24 protein-coding genes are annotated in these 24,092 nt (G+C 70.1%); 10 read left to right on the top strand and 14 right to left on the bottom strand.

The features are described 5' to 3' along the window. Positions 1-61 precede the first annotated feature (61 nt). From RIN46_RS05590 to RIN46_RS05580, 3 genes are all read right to left on the bottom strand, one after another. Positions 62-1,123 carry a BMP family ABC transporter substrate-binding protein gene (locus RIN46_RS05590; RefSeq protein ID WP_309080451.1) on the bottom strand — a complete coding sequence of 354 codons (1,062 nt, stop codon included), beginning with the start codon at positions 1,121-1,123 and terminating at the stop codon, positions 62-64. A 236-nt stretch (positions 1,124-1,359) separates the two neighbouring features. Further along, complete coding sequence (locus tag RIN46_RS05585) at positions 1,360-2,565, bottom strand: amidohydrolase (RefSeq protein ID WP_375141853.1); 1,206 nt, start codon at positions 2,563-2,565, stop codon at positions 1,360-1,362. Between the two features lie 134 nt (positions 2,566-2,699). Then, entirely contained in the window at positions 2,700-3,812 is a 1,113-nt protein-coding gene (locus RIN46_RS05580; RefSeq protein ID WP_309080452.1) for a mannose-1-phosphate guanylyltransferase, read from the bottom strand. Positions 3,813-4,063: 251 nt separating this feature from the next. On the opposite strand from RIN46_RS05580, the gene sdhC reads away from it, so the two are divergent. The 5 genes from sdhC (at position 4,064) to RIN46_RS05555 (ending at position 8,434) form a co-directional block, all read left to right on the top strand. Further along, positions 4,064-4,459, top strand: coding sequence for a succinate dehydrogenase, cytochrome b556 subunit (gene sdhC, locus RIN46_RS05575; RefSeq protein WP_309080453.1), 396 nt, complete (start codon positions 4,064-4,066; stop codon positions 4,457-4,459). A gap of 3 nt (positions 4,460-4,462) precedes the next feature. After that, positions 4,463-4,915: a succinate dehydrogenase hydrophobic membrane anchor subunit gene (locus RIN46_RS05570; RefSeq protein ID WP_309080454.1), complete on the top strand. Its 453-nt coding sequence runs from the start codon at positions 4,463-4,465 to the stop codon at positions 4,913-4,915. Positions 4,916-4,965: 50 nt separating this feature from the next. After that, positions 4,966-6,753: a succinate dehydrogenase flavoprotein subunit gene (sdhA, locus tag RIN46_RS05565; RefSeq protein WP_309080455.1), complete on the top strand. Its 1,788-nt coding sequence runs from the start codon at positions 4,966-4,968 to the stop codon at positions 6,751-6,753. Further along, on the top strand, positions 6,753-7,535 hold the full coding sequence (locus RIN46_RS05560; RefSeq protein ID WP_309080456.1) for a succinate dehydrogenase iron-sulfur subunit: 783 nt from the start codon (positions 6,753-6,755) through the stop codon (positions 7,533-7,535). Before sdhA ends, RIN46_RS05560 begins: the two co-directional genes overlap by 1 nt. Positions 7,536-7,648: 113 nt before the next feature. Then, a complete protein-coding gene (locus tag RIN46_RS05555) occupies positions 7,649-8,434 on the top strand; it encodes an alpha/beta hydrolase (RefSeq protein WP_309080457.1) in 786 nt (261 codons plus the stop codon). 50 nt (positions 8,435-8,484) lie between these two features. Here RIN46_RS05555 and RIN46_RS05550 read toward each other — a convergent pair whose 3' ends face one another. The 10 genes from RIN46_RS05550 to RIN46_RS05505 form a co-directional block, all read right to left on the bottom strand. Then, positions 8,485-9,681, bottom strand: a complete 1,197-nt coding sequence (locus RIN46_RS05550) for a YihY/virulence factor BrkB family protein (protein WP_309080458.1) — start codon at positions 9,679-9,681, stop codon at positions 8,485-8,487. Next, positions 9,611-10,246 carry a 2'-5' RNA ligase family protein gene (locus RIN46_RS05545; protein ID WP_309080459.1) on the bottom strand — a complete coding sequence of 212 codons (636 nt, stop codon included), beginning with the start codon at positions 10,244-10,246 and terminating at the stop codon, positions 9,611-9,613. Before RIN46_RS05545 ends, RIN46_RS05550 begins: the two co-directional genes overlap by 71 nt. A gap of 34 nt (positions 10,247-10,280) precedes the next feature. Continuing rightward, positions 10,281-11,366, bottom strand: a complete 1,086-nt coding sequence (gene trpS / locus RIN46_RS05540) for a tryptophan--tRNA ligase (RefSeq protein ID WP_309080460.1) — start codon at positions 11,364-11,366, stop codon at positions 10,281-10,283. A gap of 10 nt (positions 11,367-11,376) precedes the next feature. Beyond that, entirely contained in the window at positions 11,377-12,231 is an 855-nt protein-coding gene (locus tag RIN46_RS05535) for an exodeoxyribonuclease III (RefSeq protein WP_309080536.1), read from the bottom strand. 117 nt (positions 12,232-12,348) lie between these two features. Beyond that, positions 12,349-12,897, bottom strand: a complete 549-nt coding sequence (locus RIN46_RS05530; protein WP_309080461.1) for a hypothetical protein — start codon at positions 12,895-12,897, stop codon at positions 12,349-12,351. A 155-nt stretch (positions 12,898-13,052) separates the two neighbouring features. Continuing rightward, a complete protein-coding gene (locus RIN46_RS05525) occupies positions 13,053-13,439 on the bottom strand; it encodes a VOC family protein (protein ID WP_309080462.1) in 387 nt (128 codons plus the stop codon). A 191-nt stretch (positions 13,440-13,630) separates the two neighbouring features. Further along, positions 13,631-14,452, bottom strand: coding sequence for an ABC transporter permease (locus tag RIN46_RS05520; protein WP_309080463.1), 822 nt, complete (start codon positions 14,450-14,452; stop codon positions 13,631-13,633). 1 nt (position 14,453) lies between these two features. Beyond that, on the bottom strand, positions 14,454-15,290 hold the full coding sequence (locus RIN46_RS05515) for an ABC transporter permease (RefSeq protein WP_309080464.1): 837 nt from the start codon (positions 15,288-15,290) through the stop codon (positions 14,454-14,456). Continuing rightward, positions 15,287-16,231 carry an ABC transporter ATP-binding protein gene (locus RIN46_RS05510; RefSeq protein WP_309080537.1) on the bottom strand — a complete coding sequence of 315 codons (945 nt, stop codon included), beginning with the start codon at positions 16,229-16,231 and terminating at the stop codon, positions 15,287-15,289. The genes RIN46_RS05515 and RIN46_RS05510 overlap by 4 nt, the downstream gene beginning before the upstream one ends. A 113-nt stretch (positions 16,232-16,344) precedes the next feature. Then, positions 16,345-17,256, bottom strand: a complete 912-nt coding sequence (locus RIN46_RS05505; protein ID WP_309080465.1) for a macrolide 2'-phosphotransferase — start codon at positions 17,254-17,256, stop codon at positions 16,345-16,347. 218 nt (positions 17,257-17,474) lie between these two features. On the opposite strand from RIN46_RS05505, the gene RIN46_RS05500 reads away from it, so the two are divergent. The 5 genes from RIN46_RS05500 to RIN46_RS05480 all read left to right on the top strand — a co-directional run bounded on the left by RIN46_RS05500 (position 17,475) and on the right by RIN46_RS05480 (position 23,031). After that, on the top strand, positions 17,475-18,380 hold the full coding sequence (locus tag RIN46_RS05500; RefSeq protein WP_309080466.1) for an ABC transporter ATP-binding protein: 906 nt from the start codon (positions 17,475-17,477) through the stop codon (positions 18,378-18,380). Continuing rightward, positions 18,377-19,660, top strand: a complete 1,284-nt coding sequence (locus tag RIN46_RS05495; RefSeq protein ID WP_309080467.1) for an ABC transporter permease — start codon at positions 18,377-18,379, stop codon at positions 19,658-19,660. The genes RIN46_RS05500 and RIN46_RS05495 overlap by 4 nt, the downstream gene beginning before the upstream one ends. Before the next feature lie 37 nt (positions 19,661-19,697). Then, a complete protein-coding gene (locus RIN46_RS05490) occupies positions 19,698-20,369 on the top strand; it encodes a hypothetical protein (protein ID WP_309080468.1) in 672 nt (223 codons plus the stop codon). Between the two features lie 225 nt (positions 20,370-20,594). Beyond that, the gene (locus tag RIN46_RS05485; RefSeq protein WP_309080469.1) at positions 20,595-21,068 is read left to right on the top strand and encodes a hypothetical protein; all 474 of its coding nucleotides are present in this window, start codon (positions 20,595-20,597) and stop codon (positions 21,066-21,068) included. Positions 21,069-21,420: 352 nt separating this feature from the next. Beyond that, complete coding sequence (locus RIN46_RS05480; RefSeq protein WP_309080470.1) at positions 21,421-23,031, top strand: Na+/H+ antiporter NhaC family protein; 1,611 nt, start codon at positions 21,421-21,423, stop codon at positions 23,029-23,031. 153 nt (positions 23,032-23,184) lie between these two features. Here the strand turns inward: RIN46_RS05480 and RIN46_RS05475 are convergent, their stop codons facing one another. Next, positions 23,185-24,084, bottom strand: a complete 900-nt coding sequence (locus RIN46_RS05475; protein WP_309080471.1) for a bifunctional methylenetetrahydrofolate dehydrogenase/methenyltetrahydrofolate cyclohydrolase — start codon at positions 24,082-24,084, stop codon at positions 23,185-23,187. Positions 24,085-24,092 lie beyond the last annotated feature (8 nt).

Raw genomic sequence — 24,092 nt, 5'->3', positions numbered from 1 at the left:
GCGACGAGATGGCCGGGGGCGATCCTATCGCCCCCGGCCATCCGCGTCCGCCCGTGGAGGATCAGGCGAGCGGGTCGATCTCGCCCGCGACGATCTGCTCCTTGAGCGCGTCGAGCTCGCTCTGCATGCCCTCCGGCAGCTTCGACTCGAAGTCGTAGAAGGGTGCGAGGCCGACGCCGCCGTTCTCGAGCGTGCCGAGGTACGCGCCGCCCTCCCACTCTCCGTTGACGTCCTGCTCGATCGACTCGAAGGTGGTCTCGCCCATCTTCTTCATCACCGAGGTCAGGACGGCCTCCTCGCCGCCGTTGGCGTACTCGTGGCCGTCGGTGTCGACCCACACCACGGTGTCGTCCGTGCTGCCGGACTCGTTGACGGCGTCCACCGCCGTCTGGCCCAGCGGGCCGGCCACCGGCATGATCACGTCCACACCGTCCGCGATGAAGTTGTCCGCGATCTGGCGCGCCTTCACCGTGTCCGAGAAGTTACCGACGAACGTGTCGGTTCCGACGACCTGCACGTCGGCGCCCTTGTCCTCGTTGTACTTGGCCACGCCGTTGGCGAAGCCGTTCATGAAGTCGGTGACCGTGGTGATCTCGGCACCGCCGTACGTGCCGACCTTGCCGCTCTTGGAGTAGCCGGCGGCCGCGTAGCCGGCCAGGTAGGCGGCCTCGCCCGTGTTGTAGTTCAGCGTGCGCATGTTCTCCGGCACGGTCTCGTAGCCGTAGTCGACCACGACGAACTTGGTCTCCGGGTTCGCCTCGGCGGCCTGCAGCGGCAGGTCCTCGAACATGAAGCCGGCGGTCACGATGATGTTGCAGCCCTGCTGGACCATCTGGTCGATGTTCGGGCCCATGTCCGTGCTGGCCGTCGACTCGGCGTCCAGGATCTCGACGCCGAGCTCCTCCTCCGCCTTGACGAGACCCTCGTGCGAGGCCTGGTTGAAGGAGGCGTCGTCGAAGCCGCCCTCGTCCGAGACCATGCAGGCCTTGTAGTCGATCTCCTCGGCGGCCTGTCCGCCGCCCTCCTCGGGGGCCGCGCCACAGGCGCTCAGGGCCAGGGCGGACGCGCCCAGTACGGCTGCGGCGACGCCCAGGGAGCGCTTGCTGCGCTGAATGTTCTTCAAAGTTCCTCCGTCGAAAATGAGCCCCGACGTCCGGCCGGAGCCGGAGATGCGAGTGGGGGCGGACTCACCTGGGCGGTTCAGAAGTGACCCAGATCAACCAATGTGTAACACAGGGTAACCGCCGTGGACGCCCCCTGCCAGCTCGCGGGAGGCCCCGCGGGACGATCGTTGGCGATTCGTTACCGGCCAGTAGCCGCGGATGGCGGGACGGTCCAGGTGTCGCGCGAGGCCGCGGCCTACTCGCCGACGGGGCCGTCCTGGCGGACACTCGCTCGGAGCTTCGCCGCGGCGCGGACGGCGGCGGCGGCCATGACACGCACGCCGACGCCGATGGCGCGCTCGTCCGGGGTGTAGTCGCCGCGGTGCAGATCGAAGGTCTCGCCCCCGGGCGTGCGGGTGCCCAGGCGGAACATGGAGCCGGGCACCTTGTGCGTCATCCAGGCGAAGTCCTCGCCACCCATGGACTGCGGCGTCAGGCTGATGCCCGCGGCACCGATCTCGGCCCGCGCCGCGGACTCGATGAGCTCCGTCTCGGCGGCGGAGTTCACGACCGGCGGCACGCCGCGCAGATGCTCCAGCTTCACGTCGACTCCGTAGGGCAGCGCCACCTGCTGGACCACCTCGTCGAGGAGGTCGCCCGCGGCCTCCCACGCCTCGGCGTCGAGGCAGCGCATGGTGCCCGCGAGGTATCCTGTCGCCGGGATGGCGTTGGGCGCCGAGCCCGCCGTGATCTGGCCCCACACCACGGACACGGCGCTGCGCACGTCGATCCGCCGGCTGAGCACGGCGGGGACGTCGGTGGCGACCTTGGACAGCGCGTAGACCAGGTCCTCCGTCAGGTGGGGCCGCGAGGTGTGTCCGCCGCGCCCGCTGAGCTCCAGCTTGATGGTGTCCGCGGCAGAGGTGATGGCGCCGATGCGGGTGCCGATCGTCCCGGCGTCGACGCGGGGGTCGCAGTGCAGGGCCAGGATCCGGGGCACGCCGTCGAGCACGCCCTGCCTGATGACCTCCAGCGCCCCGCCGGGCATGCGCTCCTCGGCGGGCTGGAAGATGACGCGCACGCGCGCCTTCAGCAGGCCGTCGTCGTACATCCGCTTCAGGACGATCGACACGCCGACCATCACGGTCGTGTGGATGTCGTGGCCGCAGGCGTGGCAGACGCCCTCGACCTTGGAGGCGTAGTCCAGCCCGGTCTCCTCGAGGACGGGCAGGGCGTCGATGTCGGCGCGCAGCGCGAGCGCGAGCGGGCCGCGGCCGATCTCGACCAGCGCGCCCGTGCCCTCGAGCCGCACCGGCTCCAGCCCGGCGGCCTCCAGCTCGGCGACGATCCGGTCGGTGGTCCGCTTCTCGTGGAACGACAGCTCCGGGTGCGCGTGGACGTCGCGCCGGAAGGCCACGAGGTGGTCCAGCAGCGGTTCCACCCAGGGGCCGACGAGCGGCACCGAGGTCCCGCCGTCGTCCTGGCTGTCGTCCCGCACCGTTGTCTGCGCTCCTGTGGTGTTCACATCCGCCACCTTAATACGGACGACGGCGCTGTCCGGCTCATTGTGTCGCGCCCACTGCGCCGTCCGGCCCGTCAGAGGACGTCGACGGCCCCGCTGGCCTTGAGCGCCTCGACGGCCTGCTTGACCTGCTGGGCGTGCTCCTGGGTGGTCACCAGCAGCGCGTCCGGCGTGTCCACGACGACGACGTCGTCGATGCCGATCAGCGCGATCACCCGCTTGGAGTCGGAGACCACCACGCCGGAGGCGTTGTCCGAGTAGACGCGGGCGCCCTCGCCGATGACCTTCAGCTTGCTGTTCTCCGCCGCCGGGTTCAGGCGGCCGAGGGCCGCGAAGTCGCCGACGTCGTCCCACGTGAACGTCCCCGGCACCATCGCGACGTCGCCTGCGGCGGCCGCGGGCTCGGCGACCGCGTAGTCGATGGCGATCTTCGGCAGGGTCGGCCAAACGCGCGCGGCGACCTCGTCGCGGTCCGGCCCGTCCCACGCGTCGGCGATCTCGCAGAGTCCCGCGTAGAGCAGGGGCTCGTTGGCCTCCAGGTGCTGCAGCATGAGCGACGTGGGGGCCACGAACATGCCGGCGTTCCAGAGGTAGTCGCCCGAGGCGACGTAGCGGCGCGCGACGTCCTCGCTCGGCTTCTCCACGAACTCGGCGACGTCGGTGGCGCTGGGCGCGCCCTCGATGCCGAGCCGGTCGCCCTGCCTGATGTACCCGAATCCGGTGGACGGCAGGGTGGGACGGATGCCGATGGTGACGATCTTGCCGGTGGCGGCGGTGACCACGGCCTCGCGCACGGCCTCCAGGAAGACCTCGACGGGGCCCACAACCTGATCGGCAGCGAAGGAGCCCATGATCGTCCCCGGGTCGCGGCGGTGCAGGATCGCCGCGGCGAGGCCGATGGCGGCCGCCGAGTCCTTCGGCTCGCTCTCGAGCACCAGATTGGTGTCCGAGATCTCCGGCAGCTGCTCACAGACCGCGGCGCGGTGGGCCGTCCCGGTGACCACCATGATCCGCTCCCCCGCCAGCGGCGACAGCCGGTCGTAGGTCGCCCGGATGAGGGTGCTGCCGGAGCCGGTCAGATCGTGCAGGAACTTGGGGGCGGCCGCCCGGGACAGCGGCCACAGGCGGGTCCCGACGCCGCCGGCCGGGATGACGCCGTAGAAGCGCTCGAAGATGTCTGTGGTCATGAGGAACAGGCTAAGGGACGCAGCTGGGGATCCGCGGGAGGAGAGGGCGCGACTTAGGGCACGCCGGCGTTGCGGAATTGGAGGGAGTTTTCCGCGTGCTGACGCGGATCGGACCGCGCGCCTGTGAGCCTCGCCACCCGGCGGGCAACATGGGAGAACGCGATTAAGTTCGTGGACTAAGATCGGGCAGGAACGCTCACGCACCGGCGTCGAAATATTGTGCGTAAAGCCGCACAAGCGCCCTGCGATGCATGGAGGTTATTTCAGTGTCGAAGACTTCGTCAGGCACCCTCTACCGCGGCCGCGAAGGCATGTGGTCCTGGGTAGGGCATCGGATCACCGGTGTTGTCATCTTCTTCTTCCTTCTGGTGCACGTCCTGGACACATCCCTGGTCCGCGTGTCCCCGGGTGCCTACGACGCCGTCATCGGCACCTACCAGAACCCGCTCATGGCTTTCGGCGAGACCGCACTGGTCGCCGCGATCCTCTTCCACGCCTTCAACGGCCTGCGCCTGATCCTCGTGGACTTCTGGAAGCAGGGGCCCAAGTTCCAGCGCCAGCTGCTGTGGGGCGTCCTCGTCATCTGGGCCATCGCGACCATCGGTTTCGCGGCCCGCCACCTCACTCTGGCTCTGGGAGGTCACTAGGCCATGGCCGCAACCACAGAATTCGTCCCGCCGCGCTCCGGCCGCATCGACGCCAAGTACAACCGGGTCCCCGGCCGCAAGGGCAACTTCGAGATGCTCGCGTGGCTCTTCATGCGCATCTCCGGCGTCTTCCTCGTCGTCCTGATCTTCGGGCACCTGATCACCAACCTGCTCGTCGGCGACGGCATCAACGGCCTCGACTTCGGCTTCGTCGCCGGCAAGTGGGCCGACCCGTTCTGGCAGTTCTGGGACCTCGCGATGCTGTGGTTGGCCATGCTCCACGGCACCAACGGCGTCCGCACCATCATCAACGACTACGCAGACAAGGATCGCACCCGCTTCTGGCTGAAGGGCATCCTCTACTTCGCGACGATCGTCATCATCACCCTGGGCACCCTGGTGATCTTCACGTTCGATCCGTGCATCCCGGGCTCCCCGCTCGAGATCTGCAAGTAGTCCGGCGCTCGCGCCGAACCGAGTTTTCTAGAAAAGAGAGAGCACCCGGAATGCAGGTACACAAGTACGACGTCGTCATCGTCGGCGCCGGCGGCGCCGGTATGCGCGCCGCGATCGAATCCGGTCAGCGCGCGCGCACCGCCGTCCTGACCAAGCTCTACCCGACCCGCTCCCACACGGGCGCCGCCCAGGGCGGCATGTGCGCGGCACTCGCCAATGTCGAGGAAGACAACTGGGAGTGGCACACCTTCGACACGATCAAGGGCGGCGACTACCTGGTGGACCAGGACGCCGCCGAGGTGATGGCCAAGGAGGCCATCGACGCGGTCCTCGACCTGGAGAAGATGGGCCTGCCGTTCAACCGCACGCCCGAGGGCAAGATCGACCAGCGCCGCTTCGGCGGGCACACCCGCGACCACGGCAAGGCCCCCGTGCGCCGCGCCTGCTACGCCGCCGACCGCACCGGTCACATGATCCTGCAGACGCTGTACCAGAACTGCGTCAAGCACAACGTGGAGTTCTACAACGAGTTCTACGTCCTCGATCTCCTCACCGTCGAGGAGGACGCGACCCGCGAGGACGGGACCCCGTACAAGCAGAAGCGCGTGGCCGGCGTCGTCTCCTACGACCTCGCCACCGGCGAGCTGCACGTCTTCCAGGCCAAGTCCGTGGTCTTCGCCTCCGGCGGTGCCGGCAAGGTCTTCAAGACGACCTCCAACGCGCACACGCTCACCGGCGACGGTATGGGCATCGCGTTCCGCAAGGGCATCCCGCTCGAGGACATGGAGTTCGTGCAGTTCCACCCCACCGGTCTGGCCGGCCTCGGCATCCTGCTCTCCGAGGCGGCCCGCGGCGAGGGCGCCATCCTCCGCAACTCGGAGGGCGAGCGCTTCATGGAGCGCTACGCCCCGACCATCAAGGACCTGGCACCGCGCGACATCGTCGCCCGGTCGATGGCCAACGAGGTCCGCGAGGGCCGCGGCTGCGGGCCGAACAAGGACTACGTCCTGCTCGACCTGACCCACCTCGAGCCGGCGCACATCGACGCGAAGCTGCCGGACATCACCGAGTTCGCCCGGACCTACCTGGGCGTCGAGCCGTACACGGAGCCGGTCCCCGTCTTCCCGACGGCGCACTACGTCATGGGCGGCATCCCGACCAACATCCAGGGCGAGGTCCTCCAGGACAACGAGACGCCGATCCCCGGCCTCTACGCCGCGGGCGAGGTCGCCTGCGTGTCCGTGCACGGCTCCAACCGCCTCGGCACCAACTCGCTGCTCGACATCAACGTCTTCGGCAAGCGCGCCGGCATCTACGCGGCCGAGTACTCCAAGACCGCCGACTTCGTCGACCTCCCGGAGAACCCGCTCGCGGGGACGGAGGAGATGCTCGACATCGTCCGCAGCGGCACCGGCACCGAGCGGATCGCAGCGATCCGCAAGGACCTGCAGGACACGATGGACGCCAACATGCAGGTGTTCCGCACGGGCGAGACGATCAGGAAGGCCGTCGACGACATCGCCGCCCTGCGCGAGCGCTACAAGAACGTCAGCATCCAGGACAAGGGCAAACGCTTCAACCTGGATCTCCTGGAGGCCGTCGAGCTCGGCTTCCTCCTGGACCTGGCCGAGGTCATGTCCATTGCGGCCCTGGGCCGCGAGGAGTCCCGCGGCGGTCACTTCCGCGAGGACTTCCCGGACCGCGACGACGAGCGGTTCATGAAGCACTCGATGGTGTACAAGGACGAGACGGCGGAGATGCAGGGGCTCAAGGGCCTGCGCTTCGACACCAAGCCCGTCGTGTTCACCCGTTACCAGCCGATGGAGCGTAAGTACTGATGAGCACCGAAGTATCTGAACCCGCATCCAAGGTGGATCTGGCTCCCGGCGCGAGCGGCAGCGGAGAGATCCCCCAGTTCGACATCACCCTGCGCGTCCGGCGCTACGACCCGGAGGTCTCCGAGGAGGCCTACTGGGAGGACTTCGAGCTCACCATGTACGGCACCGACCGTGTGCTGGACGCCCTGCACAAGGTCAAGTGGGAGATCGACGGCTCGCTGTCGTTCCGCCGCTCCTGCGCGCACGGCGTGTGCGGCTCCGATGCCATGCGCATCAACGGGCGCAACCGCCTGGCCTGCAAGACGCTGCTGAAGGACCTCGACACGGCGAAGCCGATCACCGTCGAGGCCATCAAGGGCCTGCCGGTCGAGAAGGACCTGATCGTGGACATGGAGCCGTTCTTCCAGTCCTACCGCGAGATCATGCCGTTCCTCGTCGCCAAGGGCCACGAGCCGTCGGCCGAGCGCTACCAGTCCCCCGAGGATCGCGAGCGCTACGACGACACGACCAAGTGCATCCTGTGCGCCGCGTGCACGTCGTCCTGCCCGGTCTTCTGGACCGATGGCCAGTACTTCGGCCCGGCCGCGATCGTCAACGCGCACCGGTTCATCTTCGACAGCCGCGACGACGCCGGCGACATGCGCCTGGAGATCCTCAACGACAAGGAAGGCGTGTGGCGCTGCCGCACCACCTTCAACTGCTCCGAGGCGTGCCCGCGCGGCATCCAGGTCACCAAGGCGATCGCCGAGGTCAAGCAGGCGGTCCTGACCCGCAGCATCTGATCCGGACGCACGACGGCCCGGCCGTCCCCACGCCCGTGGCGCGAACCCTCCGGTTCGCGCCACGGGCGTTTAACGCACCGCGACGCGGGCCGGCTCCCGCCTAGGATGGTGGGGTGCCTACCGAGAACCTGACCTTCACCAGCGCCAGCGGCTACGAGCTGGCGGCCGTGCTCGACGTCCCCGAGGGGCCCGCCGTCGGCTGGGGCGTGATGTCGCACGGCTTCACCCTGGGCAAGGACTCGCACGCGACGGCACGGGTCTGCCGGGAGCTCGCCCGCCGCGGCGTCGGGATGCTCCGCTACGACAACCTCGGCCTCGGCGGCTCCGGCGGCGACTTCGCCGACACCTCATTCAGTCTGAAGGTCCAGGACACCGTCCTGGCCGCGGAGAAGCTCCGCGAGCTCGGTCACCAGCCCGAGTTGCTGGTGGGCCACTCCCTCGGCGGCGCCGCCGTCCTCGCCGCTGCGACGGAGGTCCGCCCGCACGCCGTCGCGACGATCGGCGCGCCCTTCCATCCGGGCCACGTCACCCACAACTTCGAGCACCTCATGTCGGACATCGAGGCCCAGGGCAGCGCCGAGCTGAGGCTGGGGCCGCGCCGGCTCGAGATCACGAGGGCCTTCATCGAGGACGTCGAGGAGCACGACCTGCGTGGCTATATCCGCGATCTGGACGCGGCTCTGCTGGTGATGCACTCCCCCACGGACAACACGGTGGGACTGGACAACGCGGGGAAGATCTTCCTCGAGGCACGGCACCCCAAGTCGTTCTTCTCGCTCGACGGGGCCGACCACCTGCTCACGCGGCGGATCCACGGAACACGCGCCGCCGCCATGATCGCCGCCTGGGCCGACCAGTACTTCAGCGGCGCGGAGCAGGCCGCCCGGGCGGCCGACTAGCCCCTGGTCTCCGGATCCAGGCCCGAGGCCGGGCCCGAGGCCGGGACTTCCTAGACCCTGGCCTCCCCCCCCTCGGGCCGGCCGCCGTCGTCCGCAGACCGCTTCAGCTGCGCCCGCTGGCGGAGGCTCAACGCACGGACACCGGTGCTGGCCGCGCGCTCGGCGTGGGCGTCGGCGGTGACGACCGCGCCCCACGCCGTGGCGACCAGGTAGACCTGGCTGAGCAGGTAGAACCAGACGAAGAGTCCCAGGACCACCGCGAAGGAGCCGATGATCGGCCTCCCCGCCAGGCCGCCCAGCAGGACCGAGGAGAACAGCCGCAGGACCGTCGCACCGGCGCCGGCGATCAGGGCCGCCTCCAGCAGGGCACGGCGCGGCATCGAGATCATGGACGCCAGGCGGAAGAGGATCATGGACACCGCGATGTCCAGCAGGAGCATGACGAGGATGGTGGTCGCCTGGGCGAAGAACGCGCCCACCGCCGAGGCGACGCCGAGCATCTCCAGCGTCCAGTCCAGCGCGGCGCCGGCGACCAGGCCGACGACGCTGGTGACGATGAGGCTGGCGCCCAGGATCAGCAGCACGCCGAGGTCGCGCAGCTTGAGCAGGGCGACGTTCACTTCCACGTGGGGCAGCCCGAACACGCCGCGCATACCCTGCCGCAGCCCGTCGATCCAGCGCAGGGAGGAGAAGACCGTGACGGCGGTGGAGATCACGAGCGCCCACCCGAAGCCGCGCTGCGCGTTGAAGAGCTGCTCGCGGGTGACCAGTGCATTCTCCTCCGCGCCGATGAGGCCCGGCGTGCTGCGGTCCACGGTGCGCACCACCAGGTCCTGCAGCTCCTGGTTGCCCGCGGCGACGAGCCCGAGGATCGCGAAGCCGGCGACGAGCATCGAGGCGACGGAGAAGAACATGAGGTAGGCGGTGCCGGCGGCCATGAGCCCGCCCCGGCGCTGCCCGTACACCGTGAAGGCCCGCACGGGCAGCCAGGACTGGACGTGCGCGACGAGCCAGCCGAGCAGCGCGAGCGCGCGCTGGTGGACCGGCCGCCCCTCCCGGGACGCCCGCCGCAGCTCCGTGCTCCGGCGGAGGACGTCGTGGCGGAGACGCACTCGGTCCAGCGCCGTCAGCGAATCGTCGTCGGTCTCGTCGCCGGCGCGGGCCGCCGGCCGGGGGTCACGATGGGCCGGCTTCGCCGAGGCCCGCATCGCGGCGCGGGCCGGTCTCCGTTCCGGTGTGCGTCCCAAGGCGCAGCTCCTCGCTGAGCGCCCAGCGCCCGTCGTCGTCGATGCCGAACAAGTCGATCCGGTCCACAGCAAACTCTGCCTCGAAATCGGCGAGTTCGGCAAAGGCGCGCTGCAGGCCCTCCTCCGGCGCATCGTGGGCGACCGTGACGTGCGGGTGGTAGTCGTAGCCCGTGCCGTGGACGAGCGGCCCGGCGCACAGGGCGTCATGGAGCTCCCGGCACGCGTCCCAGCCTTCGACGACCCGCACGAAGACGACGTCCGTGACGGGACGGAACGATCCGGTCCCCCGCAGGCGGACCGCGAACCGAGGGGTGCGGGCCGCGACGGCCGCAACGTGATCGCGTGCGCTCTCCCAGTCGGCGGTGGGACCGCCCGTGACCAGCGTGATGTGCGGGGCCTCGACGGTACTCTCCGGCCCGCCGTACGCGGCGCGCACGCGCCGGAGCCGTCCGGCGGCCGGCTCCGGCAGCGAGATCACGATCCCGAGCGTGGCACCCTCGGGGGCCGTCGGTCCGACGGGCGCCGCAGGATTCCGCGGTCCGTCCCCGTGCTGCCTGTCCGCCACTCGGCGCCTCTCCTCCGTGCCCGTCGGGGTGTGTCTACCGACCCGCCTGCTTCACCAGGGCGGCCGCCTCCGCGCCGAGCTGCAGGAAGCCCACGTTGCGGTAGACCGTCTCGAGCGTCTCCGAGGCGACGTCGCGTGCCTTCGCCGCGCCCGTGGCCAGGAGCCGGTCCAGCTCGGCCGGGTCGTCGAGCAGCTCGAGGGTACGCTCGCGCACCGGCTGCAGAGCGGAGACGACGGCCTCGGCGACGTCGACCTTCAGGTGGCCGTACATCTTGCCGTCGTACTCGGCCACGAGCTGCTCGACACTGCGGCCCGTGACGGCGGAGAGGATGTCGAGCAGGTTGGACACCCCCGGCTTCGTCTCGCGGTCGTAGGCGATGACGGTGTCGGTGTCGGTCACGGCCGACTTGATGCGCTTGGCGATGACCTTCGGCTCGTCGAGGATGTTGATCAGCCCGTTGGGGCTCTCGGCGGACTTGGACATCTTCCGCGTCGGGTGCTGCAGGTCGTAGATCCGCGCCCCGGACTCGGGGATGAAGGCCTCCGGCACCACGAACGTCTCACCGAACCGGTGGTTGAACCGATTCGCCAGATCGCGGGCCAGCTCGACGTGCTGGCGCTGGTCGTCGCCGACCGGGACGCCCTGCGGCTGGTACATCAGGATGTCCGCGGCCATCAGCATCGGGTAGGTGAAGAGGCCGACGCCCGCGTTCTCCAGGCCGCCCTTGGCCGACTTGTCCTTGAACTGCGTCATGCGGGAGGCCTCGCCGAAGCCCGTGATGCAGGTCAGGACCCAGGCCAGCTGCGCATGCTCCGGCACCTGCGACTGGACGAAGAGCGTGCTGCGGTCGACGTCGATGCCGCCGGCGATGAACTGCGCGGCGGTGCGCCGGGTGTGCTCGCGGAGCTCGACGGGATCCTGCGGCACGGTGATGGCGTGCATGTCCGGCACGAAGAAGAACGCGTCGTACTGGTCCTGCGTCCTGACCCAGTTGACCAGCGCGCCGAGGTAGTTGCCGAGGTGCAGCGAGGCGGCCGAGGGCTGCATGCCGGACAGGACGCGCGGGCGCGCCGCTGCGTCTCCGGCGGCGGGGGCCGGGGTGGTGGCTTCGGTGCTCATGGTGTTCCTTCTAGAACTGGTAGTCGACGACGACCGGTGCGTGATCGGAGAACCGGGTGTCGTAGGTGGGGGCGCGATCGACGGCGACGCTTTCCGCCCGGGCCAGCAGGCCCGGGGTGGCCATATGGTAGTCGATCCGCCAGCCGGCGTTGTTGTCGAAGGCCTTGCCGCGCCAGGACCACCAGCTGTAGGGACCGTCGACGTCGCCGGAGAGCTCGCGGGCCACGTCCTTGTAGCCGATCTCCTCGCCGAAGAAGCGGTCGAAGTACACGATCTCCTCATCCAGCACGCCCGCCCGCTTGTTGTGGTTGGGCTTCCAGTTCTTCAGGTCGCGCTCCGTGTGGCAGACGTTGAGATCGCCGGTGATGAGCACGTGGTCCTTCTCGGCGCGCAGCTGCGGCATCCGCTGGACCATGACGTCGAGGAAGCGGTACTTGTCGTCCTGCTTGGGGGTGCCGATCTCGCCGGAGTGCACATAGGCGCTGACCACGGTGAGGGTCTCGCCGCCGACCTCGAAGTCGGCCTCGACCCAGCGACCCGCCGTGGCGAAGTAGTCCTCGCCGATATGCCCGCGGGTGGCGGTCGGCTCCAGCCGGGAGACGACGGCGACGCCGGCGCGCCCCTTGGCCTCCGCCTCGGCGTGCAGGATGTGCCATCCGTCGCCGATCAGCTCGCGGACGACGGCGTCCGGCGCGCGGACCTCCTGGAGAGTGAGAATGTCGACGTCGCGGGCGGCCAGCCAGTCGGCCATGCCGCGCTTGTAGGCGGCGCGGATGCCGTTCACGTTGACGGTGGCCACCCGGACGGTCCCCGGCGTCTTGGCCGGGTAGACGGTCTCGTCGGCGGTCGGCGTTGCGGTTTCCACGGGTGCTGTCTCTGCGTCGGTCACGCCACCACATTACCGGGTCGGTGCCGTGCCCTCGGCCCGTGTGAACCGTGCCGGGCGCAGCCCTCCGCAGCCCTCCGCGGGCCGGTCGGACGTCTAGCCGACGATATCGCCGGAGAGCGGGTCGCCGCCGTTCTTGCCGTTCTTGCCGTCCTTCATCATGCCGCGGGCGTTGTGGGCCGTGATCTCGATGGTCTCCAGGGCGCGGTCCACCATCCCGCGGGCGTCGTCGCCCTCCTGGTCCAGGTACTCCTTCACGACACCGACCTGCACCTCCACGATCTTGAAGGAGTGGTCCAGCTTCATGTCCCGGGCGGACGTGTCCTGCTGGACCAGCGTGGTGGAGCCGCCTCCGCTGCGCGCCATGTCCGCGCGGACGCCGGCGAACTGCTCCTGCATCTTCTTGGTGCCCCGCGCGATCCCGAACGCCAGGAAGGCGGCGAGCAGCAGCCACCCGAGGGAGACGATGACGACGATCCAGCCGATGACATCGTTCTCGTTGGCAGCGAACACGACCGCGACCAGGAAGACAGTCACCATGACGGCGAACGTGAGCGTGCTGGCCTTGAGGGTGATCTTGCGGTCCTGCAGGGACTTCTTGCCGGCCGCGCTGGAGTCGGCCGATCCGCCGGGGAGATTGTGCATGGCCTTATTGTCGCAAATCCGGAGCGTGCCCGCGCGCGGTCCTGCAACGGTTGGGCTGGAGGCGAACACGCCGACGCGGGCAGCGGACGGGGAGGGCGGCCGGCCTTCCCGTCCGCTGCGCCGTCGACCTCCACAGCGTCACCGACGCGGGCGGCTCACCAGATGGTGGAGTCCCCCGCCAGGCTCGTCACGAGGCAGAACGGATGGCCGGCCGGGTCCGTGTAGACACGGAAGGAGTCGGTCCCGCTGTTCATCGACGTGGCGCCCAGTCTGAGCACCTGCGCCTCGGCGACGTCGAGGTCCTCGACCTTGATGTCCAGATGGGCCTGCTGCGGATGCAGGTGGCCGGGCCACTCCGGCGGGACGTACACGTCTACCTGCTGGAATGCGATTGCGGGGCGGTCGGGCGCATCGCCGATCGTGATCCAGCTCCCGTCGTCGTCGTGCTGGACGCGGACCATGCCGAGGACCTCCTCGTAGAACGTCGCCAGCCGATCCGGGTCCTCGCAGTCGAACACCAGAGACTGCCATGTGCCGATCATGGGTACCTCCCTCTCACGTGCAGTTCAGACGCATCATCTGGACTCCGCGGGCTCGCGGACGAGCGTCGCGGGCGTGCCCTCAAGGTACTCCCGCAGGTCCGGCGTGGAAAGGGTGGCCGCGGTGCCACGGTGCCGCGGCACCGCGGCACCGCGGCACCGCGGCACTGCCCCGCACCGCGGCAGCACCCGCCTCAGCGCAGGAAGAGCGCGCGCAGCCGCGCGGTCGTCAGGACGACGCCGGCCAGGACCATCACCACGTAGTAAGACACATGGCCCAGCAGGGCGGGAGTGAAGTAGCCGACCGAGAGCGAGCGCATGAGTTCGACGCCGTGCCAGAGGGGCAGGGCCTGGATGAAGAGCTGGATGCCCGTGGGGTAGACGGAGAGCGGGTAGAGCGTCGCGGAGAAGAGGAACATCGGCAGCAGGGCGAAGTTGACCCAGTCCAGGTGCTGGAAGCGCTTCATGAAGCTGGTGATGCCCATGCCCAGCGCCGCGAACCCGAAGGCCACGAGCACGGCGGCCGGGACCATGAGGAGCGCAGCCGGCGTGGTCACGAGCCCCAGCGAGCTCATGACCACCATGAGCGCGGTGGCGTAGAGGAATCCCCGCTGCAGGGCCAGGTAGATCTCCCCCATGGCCACGTCGAGCGGTCCGAGCGACGTGTAGAGCATGTTCTGGTAGAGCTTGGAGAAGCGCAGCTTGAAGAAGACGTTGTTGGTGGAGTCGTACACGGCGCCGTTCATCGCCGAGACGGCGAGCAACGCGGGAGCGATGTAGGCACCGTAGCTCATCTCGGAACCGCCCGGCCCCTCGACGCCGCCGATGAGGGGGCCGAGGCCGATGCCCATCGCTGCCAGGAACAGCACGGGCTCCACGAAACCCGAGACGAAGACCGCCCAGTTGTTGGTCTTCAGCGCCATGAGCCCGCGCTCGACGACCGCGCGGACGTTGCCGGCATAGAGGCCCGCGAACGGCCGCCGACTGGGCTCCAGGACCGAGGTCTGCTGGGTCATGTCAGGTCACCAGCCGTCGACGGTAGGTCCGGAAGGACAGCGCGAGTCCTCCGGCGGCCAGCGCGACGAGGTAGAGGACATGCACGAAGGACAGCCAGAGGGGCTCGGCATAGCCGTAGGAGGCGACACGGCCGATCTCGGTCGCGTGCCAGAGCGGCGACAGCCAGCCCACCCACTGCAGGAACAACGGCAGATTCGTCAGCGGGAAGAACGTCCCGGAGAAGAGCATGAGGGGCATGACCAGGAATCGCTGGATCATGACGAACTGGGCCTTCTCCTCCTTGATGGTCGCCGCGTAGGCCATGAGCGGGGTGCCCAGGGCCAGACCGGCGAGCGTCGCCGTCAGCACGCTGAGGATGCCGAACCCGCTGGGCACGGCCCCGAAAGCCGCCACGATCAGGTAGTACACCAGCGACTGCGAGAGGAGGCGGATGCTCACCGCCAGCGTGTGGCCGGCGGCGATCTGCCACGGCTGAAGCGGGGTCACCAGCGGCCCGTAGTAGAGCCGGTGCCACTTGAAACCGTCCATGACGGGCCAGGCGAACTCGCCCGAGGCCGCCAGGAAGGCGCCCGACGCCAGCAGCGCCGGGACGATGAAGACCAGATAGTCGACGCCGCCGAAGTCCCCACCGCCGTTGGCGTCCACGAGGGACGCCAGACCGATGCCCATGGCGACGAGGTAGAGCAGCGGGTGCCCGATCGAGTAGGCGACGATGACCGAGAGGTAGCTGCGCATCGCCCGCAGCTCGTGCTCGGCGTAGAGCCACGTGCCGAACCGCTGCGCCCTGGCCGCGGAGACCTCCGGCGGATGCGCGCGCAGGGCGGCGTCGCCCGTCATTCGACGAGGCTCCGGCCGGTGAGGTTGAGGAACACGTCCTCGAGCGAGGACCGGCGCACCAGCGAGGTCAGCGGGTGCAGCCCCCGGCCGACGATCGCCTCCAGCGCCGCCTCGCCGTCGTGCGCATAGACGAGGATCCGGTCCGGCAGGACCTCGTGCCGCTCGCCGATCCCGGCGAGCTGCGGCACGACGGCGGCATTGCGGTCCGTGCCGAAGCGCACCTCGAGCACCTCCCGCGTGGAGTACCTGCGGATCAGCTCGGCAGGCGACCCCTCGGCCATGATCCGGCCGTGGTCCACCACGATCAGCCGGTCGCAGAGCTGCTCGGCCTCGTCCATGTAGTGCGTGGTGAGGATCAGGGTGACGCCCTGCTCCTTGAGCCGGAAGAGGCGGTCCCACAGGACGTGGCGGGCCTGCGGGTCCAGGCCGGTGGTCGGCTCGTCCAGCAGCAGCATCTGCGGCTCGTTGATGAGCGAGCGGGCGATGGTCAGGCGGCGCTTCATGCCCCCGGAGAGGTCGTCGACGCGGGCGTTCGCCTTGTCGGTCAGCTGCGCGAAGTCGAGGAGCTGGTCCGCCTTGGCGCGGAGATACCTGCGGTCGAGGCCGAAGTAGCGGCCGTAGACGATCAGGTTGTCGCGGACGCGGAGCTCCTCGTCGAGGTTGTCCTGCTGCGGGACGACGCCGAGGTGCGCGCGGACCAGCGGCCCCTGCGCCTCGGGGTCCAGGCCCATGATCTCGAGTTCGCCGGAGGTGCGCTGGGAGACGCCGCCGATCATCCGCATGGTGGTGGACTTCCCGGCGCCGTTGGGCCCGAGCAGCCCGAACGACTCCCCCGCGGGGACCTCGAAGGAGATCCCGTCGACGGCGGTGAAGTCGCCGTAGCGCTTCGTCAGCCCGCGGGCACGGATGACCGTCGGCCGGGCGCCCCGCGCGGTCGGCAGGCTGGGTCCGGGCTCGCTCCCGGGCGTGTTCTGAAGCACATCCTGAGCGTACGCCGTCGGACTGGTTGAGACAAGCCAATCAGCCCGGACGGGCCGTCCGCGGTCCGCTCCGGCTACGCGGCTGGAGGGTCCAGCAGGGCCTGGGCCGTGGCACGGTGCTCCTCGGCGCCGGAGACGAGCGCGAAGACGGCGTAGTTGAGAGGACCCGCCGCGGCGAGTGCCGCGCAGCGGTCCGCGAGGTGCGGGTGGTCGGCACCGCCGGCGGCGCGGTAGGCGCCCACGACGGCGTCGAACTGGTCCTCGGTGGCCATCATGGCGTGCAGCGCGAAGTCGAGGGCCGGGTCCCCGACCTTCGCCGTGGTCCAGTCGAGGACGGAGAGGATCCGGCCGTCGTCGTCCAGGAGCAGGTGCGCCGGGTAGAGCTCGCCGTGGCCGAACGCGGGACGCTCCGGCCAGAAGGCGTCGTCGTCCAGCCAGGCGGTCCAGGCGTCGACGAACGTCGGGGCGACCCGGAACTCGGCACGCACCTCCGCCAGGTGCCGGCGCCACTCGTCGCGGATCTGCCCGGGGGTCTCCACCACGAGTCCGGCGGCGGCCGCGTCCTCGGGGCTGATGGCATGGAGCTCGGCGACGAGCCGGCCGAACGACTCCAGATAGGCCGGGCTGGAGGGGTCGAAGTGGAGGACGGGCTCGCCGCTCTCGGCCTCGAGGGTCAGACCGGGAGCACCCCGCAGCAGCCGGTACGCGACGAGCTCCGGGGTCGCGACCTCCCAGCGCGGGATCTCCACGCTCAGCCGCCGCTCGCCGTCGACCGGGGCGAGGAAGTCGAGGATGCGCTTCTCATCGGCGACCTTGGCGGAGACGTCCGCGCGGCGCGGGACGCGCAGGACCCACCGCGTCCCGGCGGCGTCGGTCGCGAAGGCCACGCGGTAGTCCAGTCCCGCCTCGTCGACGCGGAGGCCCTCCGGCCGCAGCTCCAGTCCGTGCCGGGCGGCCAGTTCCAGGAGCGAAGTCTCGGTACCCATGGTCTGCATCGTGCCACGCGCCGCGCCCGGCGGCGAGGGTCGACGGCGCGGCCCGGCGGCCCGCCGTCGCCCGGGCTCCAGGAAATCCTCCTCAGGGTGGACGCCGTATGGCGATCCGTTTGAAAGACTCGGCTCAGAGGGCCGTTGCGGGGACGGCGTCCTGACGGCCGGGCCCCGCGTCGACCCCCACTGGCACCCACGCTGAAAGGGCTCGATCGATGTCAACGCCCGTCCTGGAGACGGAGAACCTCGTCAAGATCTACGGCCGGGGCCCCTCTCGCTTCGACGCCCTCAAGGGGCTCACCCTCGAGATCCACCGCGGCGAGTCCGTCGCGATCGTCGGCAAGTCCGGCTCCGGCAAGTCGACGCTCATGCACCTCCTGGCCCTGCTCGACGCCCCGACCGCCGGCGTCGTGGCGCTCGACGGCCGCCCCGTCAGCCAGCTGAAGCCGGCGGCCGTCTCCGACCTGCGCAACGAGGCCTTCGGCTTCGTCTTCCAGCAGTTCTTCCTGAACGCGCAGCAGTCCGTCCTGGAGAACGTCACGCTGCCGCTGAAGATCGCCGGCGTGCCGCGATCGGAGCGCCGCCGGCGCGGCCTCGACGTCCTGCGCCAGCTGGAGATGGACTCCAAGGCGGAGAACAAGGCCAACGACCTCTCGGGCGGCCAGAAGCAGCGCGTCTGCATCGCCCGCGCCCTCATCAACGACCCCAGCGTCATCTTCGCCGACGAGCCGACCGGCAACCTGGACTCCGCCACCAGCCGAGTGGTCGAGGACATCCTCTTCGGCCTCCACCGCGAACGCGGGATCACCCTGGTCATCGTCACCCACGACGACGACCTCGCCGCCCGCTGCCAGCGCCGACTGAGCATGCAGGACGGGCGCATCGTGAACGACGACGCCGCCACACTGCACGCCGCCGCCGCACCGGCCGCCGCCGTGGCCCCGCACCCGGCCCGCCACACGCCATCCTCCCCGGCCACGGGCCGGCACGCTGCCGTGCCGTTCCCCGCCGAGCCGCCCGCTCCGGAGGCCCCGCCGCTCTCGCGGCGCGAGCGCCGCCGCCTGGAGGCCGAGGCCGACCGCCGCCGGTCCGGCGCGCGCGGGGAGGCCGAGCGCGCATGAGGAGCATCGATGTGGCGGGCACCGCCCTCTCCAATACGCTGCGCTCCAAGCTGCGCACGTTCCTGACCGTCGTCGCGATCGTGATCGGCGCGTTCACGCTGACCCTGACCTCGGGACTCGGCGCCGGCGTCAACCAGTACGTGACCAAGATGGTCTCCGGCTTCGGGGACTCCAACCAGCTCTACGTCATGTCCGCCTCGCCCGTCGCCGGTGCCCCCACCGGCGACGGGCCCGTGGAGTACGACCCGGAGACGTCCGGCGGCGGCGCCTCCATGATGGGCGCCAGCACGCTCTCGGACGAGGACATCGAGACCATCGCCTCCATCGACGGGATCACGGACGTCGAGCCCGTGGTCTTCGTGAACGCCAGCTACCTGGAGGCGCCGGACGGCGACCAGTACGCGGTCGACTCGCTGGGCATGCCCTCGGAGGCGGCCGCCGTCGAACTCGCCGCGGGCGAGCTCCCCGCTCCGGACACCGCCGAGATCACCGTGCCCGAGTCCTGGGTGGAGGCGCTCGGCGCCGGCTCGGCGGACGACGCCGTCGGCCTGGACGTGCGCGTCGGCATCGCCAACGCGGTGGGCGAGATGGAGGAGTTCGCCGCGACTGTCAGCGGCGTCTCGCTGCAGGCCGTCAGCGGGGCCGGCGGCGCTCCGATGCCGTCGCAGTCGCTGAACGACGACCTGTACGAGTACCAGAACTCGGGCCTGGCGGTGGACCGCCCGGAGAGCTACATCCAGGCCGTGGCCGACGTCGAGGACCTAGCGGCGGACGGCGAGCGGATCAAGCAGGAGCTGACGGAGCACCAGATGCTGGGCCTCACCCTGGAGGACCAGCTGGGGGCCATCCAGGGCGTCATCAACGCCGTGACCTGGGTCCTGAACGGCTTCGCGCTCATCGCGCTGCTGGCCGCGAGCTTCGGCATCGTCAACACGCTGCTCATGTCCGTCCAGGAGCGGACCCGGGAGATCGGACTGATGAAGGCGCTCGGGATGAGCGGCGGCCGGGTCTTCGGGCTGTTCTCCTCCGAGGCCGTGATGATCGGCCTCATGGGCTCGGTCATCGGCATCGGGCTCGGGGTGGCCACCGGCGTGGTGGGCAACCAGCTCCTGGTCACCGGGCCGTTGAAGGACGTCGCGGGGCTGAGCCTGTACGCCGTGGACCCGCTGGGGCTGCTGCTGATCGCCCTGCTGATCCTGGCGATCGCCTTCCTCGCCGGAACGCTCCCCGCCCTGCGCGCCGCCAAGAAGGATCCGATCGAGGCCCTACGCTACGAGTAAGACCACCTACCCGCCACCACCGTGAGGAAGTAGAGACATGTCACACGATCCCACCACCCCCAACCCCGCCGACCAGCCGGGCCAGCCCGGCCAGCCCGGCCAGCCCGGTCAGCCGAATCAGTCCGGCCAGAACCCCTACGGTCAGGATGCCTCCGACCCGTCGGCCCAGCAGCCGGGCTCCAAGTTCGGCACCGAGGCCTATGACCCGAACCAGTACGGCGGCACCATGGCCGAGCCGAAGAAGTTCGGGCTGCTGAAGAAGGTCACGATCGCCTCGGCGGTCCTGTTCGTCATCTCGTTCATCGCCGGCCTGCCGGCCGCCACGGACACTACCCTGCTGCGCGAGCAGATGGAGGCGACCGGCGCTCCCGTGGACGAGTCGATGCTCCAGATGGCGCAGAACATGGCCATCGGCACGACCGTCGCCACCGCCGTCGTCGGACTGGCGCTCTACGCCCTGGTGATCATCGGGCTCTACAAGCGCCAGAACTGGGCGCGCATCCTCGGCATCGTCTTCGCGATTCTCTCGGTCCTGGGCGGCGTGTGGAGCCTCTTCAACTCGGGTGCCGTGATGGCGATGGGCGGAGTCGGCGTGCTCTCCATCGTCCTCGGGGTCATCGCGCTGGTCGTGAACATCTACTGGCTGGTCCTCGCGTTCAACCCGCAGGTCGCCGAGTACCTGCGCAAGCCCCGCCCGGCCTCCTTCTGATCCCGCTGGTCCGGCCGGCCGGCGGGGACGGGAGGCCGGACTCTATCCACAGGACTCCGGGACCGGTTGAGTCAGACCGGGACCGGCGGGAGGATCGACGCGACGACTCCCGCCGAAAGGAATCACGCCGTGACCGATGCTCGCAACAAGTCCGGACCCCCGCCGCGCTGGCAGGTTGAGCAGTCGGCGCGGCCGGCCCCCTCGGAAGAGCCCCGAGACGGAGCGATGTCCCAGCCCTTCAAGTTCGTTCTCCTCCAGCGGCTGACGATCCTCTCGGGGGTCCTCTACACCGTCTCCCACCTCATCGGGCTCCCCGGGGCCGTGTACGCGGCGCTGGTCATCACCGAGATCGACTCACTCGGCGCGCTGGCGCCAGACCCCAGCGTCCAGGCCATGGCGATCGCTGGGGCCGTCACCAGCCTGTTGCTGACGGTCGCCGTGTACGTCGCGGTCGTCGTCGGTCTCGTCCGGCGGCGGAACTGGGCCCGCATCGTGGGCGTCGTCTGCGCCGTCGCATCGATCGTCCTGACGGTCCGGGGACTGCTCCACGTTCCGGCCGCTCCCGTGACGGACGGGTTGGGGAACCTCGCGCTCATCCTCGATCTTGTGGCTGTGCCGGTGAATGCGTACTGGTTGGTCCTGGCCTTGAGCCGCGAGGTCTCCGAGTACCTGCGCAGGTCCCGCCCGGCCTCCCTCTGATCCGACGCCGGCTCGACCGGACCCGGGACGCTCGACACGGCAGAGACGGAGCCGCGGCCCCGCCGACCTGGACGGTCGGCGGGGCCGCGGCTCTTTTCGAAGACCGAACCCCCCTCGACGGTGGTTCGACGACTCGTCTGTCTGGTGACCCAGATCTCATCGCGGCCGATGACCGTCCGGGGCGCCCGCCTCTGCTAACGTCATCTGCCGAGGTGACGCACGACTCACCTCCCGCCGAGGGTTCAAGGGTGATCCCTCGGCCGACACTCCTCGCTGCCCGCTCCGCCTCCCCGCCCACGGAAACCTCCACGGCCGGACGGCCGGGCCGGGGACGAGACTGCGGAAAGGCACCATGACCGACCTCACGACGTCGTACCCGCTCCTCACACTGGTACCCCCGGTGCTGGCGCTAGCCCTGGTCATCCTCACCAGGAAGGTGCTGATCAGCCTCGGCGCCGGCGTGGTGGCGGCCGCGCTGCTGGTCCACGACCTCGACCCGCTCGCCGCCCTGCTGGCCGTCTGGCAGTCGTTCGCGGGAATCTTCTGGGCCGACGGCGCCCTGAACACGTGGTCGATCTACATCCTGGCGTTCCTGATCCTGCTCGGCGTCCTCGCCGCCTTCATCCTGATGTCCGGCGGCACGACCGCGTTCGCCGCCTGGGCCCTGCGCCGGATCCGCCGCCGCCCCGGATCGATGATCCTGCCGGCCGTGCTCGGCATCGTCATCTTCATCGACGACTACTTCAATGCCCTGGCCGTGGGCCAGATCTCACGCCCCGTGACCGATCAGCACCGGGTCTCGCGCGCCAAGCTGGCGTACATCGTCGACTCCACCTCCGCCCCGGTCTCGGTGCTGTCGCCGTTCTCCAGCTGGGGCGCCTACATCATGGGTCTCTTCGCGCCGATCGTCGCGGCCTCCGCCCTGTCGATGAGCGGCGTCCAGGCGTTCCTCGGCGCCGCGGTGGCGAACTTCTACGCCATCGCGGCCGTCCTGCTGGTCTGGCTGGTCATCGTCTTCCGGCTCGACCTCGGGCCGATGCGGAAGGAGGAGCGCCGCGCCCTCGTGGACGGGCATCCCTTCGACCCGGCGGACGCCGTACCCGGCCAGCTCTCGGACGACCTCCCCGTGCACGATCCGGGGTCCCGGCGGGCGCTCGTCGTCCCGTTCGTCCTCCTCGTGGCCGGCGTCTTCGCCGGGATCGTCTGGACGGGCCACACCGCGAGTGGCAGCTGGAACCCCGTGGACATCCTCGCGGCCACCGACTCCAGCGCCGCCCTCGTGGTCGGCGGGCTCCTCGGCCTCGCCTCCGCCGTGTACTACTACCTGAAGAACACGCGAGGCCACCGCGAGTTCACGGCCTCGACCTTCGTCAGCGGCTGGGTCGAGGGCGCCAAGTCGATGCTGCCCGCGATCGCGATCCTCCTGCCGGCCTGGATGCTGGGCGATCTCTTCGGACAGCTCGGTACCGGCGACTACCTGGGGCGGCTGGTCGAGGCCTCGGACATCTCCGCGAGCTGGCTCGCGCCGGTCGTCTTCCTCACCGCCGCCGCGATGGCCTTCGCGACCGGCACGTCCTGGGGCTCGTTCGGGCTGCTCCTGCCCATCGCGGGCGGCATCGTCAACGGCATGGACGAGCCGGCGTTGCTGCTGCCCGTCCTCGGCGCCGTGCTCGCCGGGTCCGTCGCGGGCGACCACGCGTCGCCGATCTCCGACACCACGATCCTCTCCGCCACCGGGTCCAGCTGCAACGTCATCACCCACGTGGTCACGCAGCTGCCCTACGTCCTCAGCTCCGTGGCCTGCGCGACGCTCGGCTATGTGGCCCTCGCGATCACCGGCAGCACCGCGGTCGGCCTCGCCGTCGTCGCACTGGCGCTGGTCGCCTTCGTCCTGATCATGCGCAGCGTGACGAGGCCGCTGGCGAAGGCCGAGGCCCCCGCCGAGGCCGCAGCCGCCCGCTGACACCGCCGGCGGGGCGCGTCCGCTGCTGCCGTCCGCTGACACGGACGGCGGCGGCGGGCAGGTCACCGGGACACGGCGGGAACGACGACGTCCCCGCACCCATCAGCGCTGGGTGCGGGGACGTCGTCGTCCTGCGGAGTCCGGCTCCTGCCGTCAGCCCTCCTGGGTAGCCAATCCGGCCTGTCGCTCGGCGGCCTCGACCACGTTGGTCATGAGCAGCGCGACCGTCATGGGGCCGACGCCGCCCGGGTTGGGCGAGAGGAACCCGGCGACCTCGGCCACGTCCGGGTGGACATCGCCGTAGACCTTCTGCTTGCCCGTCTCCGGATCCTCCTCCCGGGTCACGCCGACGTCGAGCACCGCGGCCCCGGGCTTCACGTCCTCGGCGCGGATCAGGTGCTTCACACCCGCCGCCGCGACGATCACGTCCGCCTGGCGGAGGTGGTGTCCCCGGTCGACGGTGCCGGTATGCGTGAGAGTCACGGTCGCGTTGATCTGGCGACGGGTCAGCAGGAGGCCCATCGAGCGGCCGATGGTGACCCCCCGGCCGACGACGACGACGTGCTTGCCCTGCAGGTCGACGTCGTGCCGCAGCAGGAGCTCGATCACGCCGCGCGGCGTGCACGGCAGCGGCGTCTCGATCGGGCCGTTCACGTTCAAGACCAGGCGTCCGAGGTTGATCGGGTGCAGCCCGTCCGCGTCCTTGGCCGGGTCGATCCGCTCGAGGATCCGGTCCGTGTCCAGGTGCTTCGGCAGCGGCAGCTGCACGATGTAGCCGTGGCACTCCGGGTCGGCGTTGAGCTGGTCGATCAGCGCCTCGACGTCCTCCTGGGTGGAGTCCTCCGGCAGCTCGTGCTGGATCGAGTTCATGCCGATCGCCTGGGACTGCTTGTGCTTCATCCCGACGTACAGCTGCGAGCCGGGGTCCGCACCCACGAGCACCGTGGCGATGCCCGGGGTGACGCCGCGGGCCTTGAGCGCGGCGACGCGGTCGGTCAGCTCGGCCTTGATGGCCGCAGCGGTGGCCTTGCCGTCGAGGACCTGTGCCGTCATCGCTCCCG

This window comes from Zhihengliuella sp. (assembly GCF_031178195.1).
Lineage (GTDB): Bacteria > Actinomycetota > Actinomycetes > Actinomycetales > Micrococcaceae > Zhihengliuella.
The sequence above is the reverse complement of the archived record's forward strand: the minus strand, read 5'-3'. Positions and strand labels throughout refer to the sequence as shown.

Coding starts and splice junctions, on each gene's coding strand:
- RIN46_RS05580 (WP_309080452.1), bottom strand. CDS start 3,812: ATGACCACAGACATCTTCGAGCGCTTCTACGGCGTCATCCCGGCCGGC.
- sdhC (WP_309080453.1), top strand. CDS start 4,064: ATGGAGGTTATTTCAGTGTCGAAGACTTCGTCAGGCACCCTCTACCGC.
- RIN46_RS05570 (WP_309080454.1), top strand. CDS start 4,463: ATGGCCGCAACCACAGAATTCGTCCCGCCGCGCTCCGGCCGCATCGAC.
- sdhA (WP_309080455.1), top strand. CDS start 4,966: ATGCAGGTACACAAGTACGACGTCGTCATCGTCGGCGCCGGCGGCGCC.
- RIN46_RS05560 (WP_309080456.1), top strand. CDS start 6,753: ATGAGCACCGAAGTATCTGAACCCGCATCCAAGGTGGATCTGGCTCCC.
- trpS (WP_309080460.1), bottom strand. CDS start 11,366: ATGAGCACCGAAGCCACCACCCCGGCCCCCGCCGCCGGAGACGCAGCG.
- RIN46_RS05530 (WP_309080461.1), bottom strand. CDS start 12,897: ATGCACAATCTCCCCGGCGGATCGGCCGACTCCAGCGCGGCCGGCAAG.
- RIN46_RS05525 (WP_309080462.1), bottom strand. CDS start 13,439: ATGATCGGCACATGGCAGTCTCTGGTGTTCGACTGCGAGGACCCGGAT.
- RIN46_RS05520 (WP_309080463.1), bottom strand. CDS start 14,452: ATGACCCAGCAGACCTCGGTCCTGGAGCCCAGTCGGCGGCCGTTCGCG.
- RIN46_RS05515 (WP_309080464.1), bottom strand. CDS start 15,290: ATGACGGGCGACGCCGCCCTGCGCGCGCATCCGCCGGAGGTCTCCGCG.
- RIN46_RS05505 (WP_309080465.1), bottom strand. CDS start 17,256: ATGGGTACCGAGACTTCGCTCCTGGAACTGGCCGCCCGGCACGGACTG.
- RIN46_RS05500 (WP_309080466.1), top strand. CDS start 17,475: ATGTCAACGCCCGTCCTGGAGACGGAGAACCTCGTCAAGATCTACGGC.
- RIN46_RS05495 (WP_309080467.1), top strand. CDS start 18,377: ATGAGGAGCATCGATGTGGCGGGCACCGCCCTCTCCAATACGCTGCGC.
- RIN46_RS05490 (WP_309080468.1), top strand. CDS start 19,698: ATGTCACACGATCCCACCACCCCCAACCCCGCCGACCAGCCGGGCCAG.
- RIN46_RS05485 (WP_309080469.1), top strand. CDS start 20,595: ATGTCCCAGCCCTTCAAGTTCGTTCTCCTCCAGCGGCTGACGATCCTC.
- RIN46_RS05480 (WP_309080470.1), top strand. CDS start 21,421: ATGACCGACCTCACGACGTCGTACCCGCTCCTCACACTGGTACCCCCG.
- RIN46_RS05475 (WP_309080471.1), bottom strand. CDS start 24,084: ATGACGGCACAGGTCCTCGACGGCAAGGCCACCGCTGCGGCCATCAAG.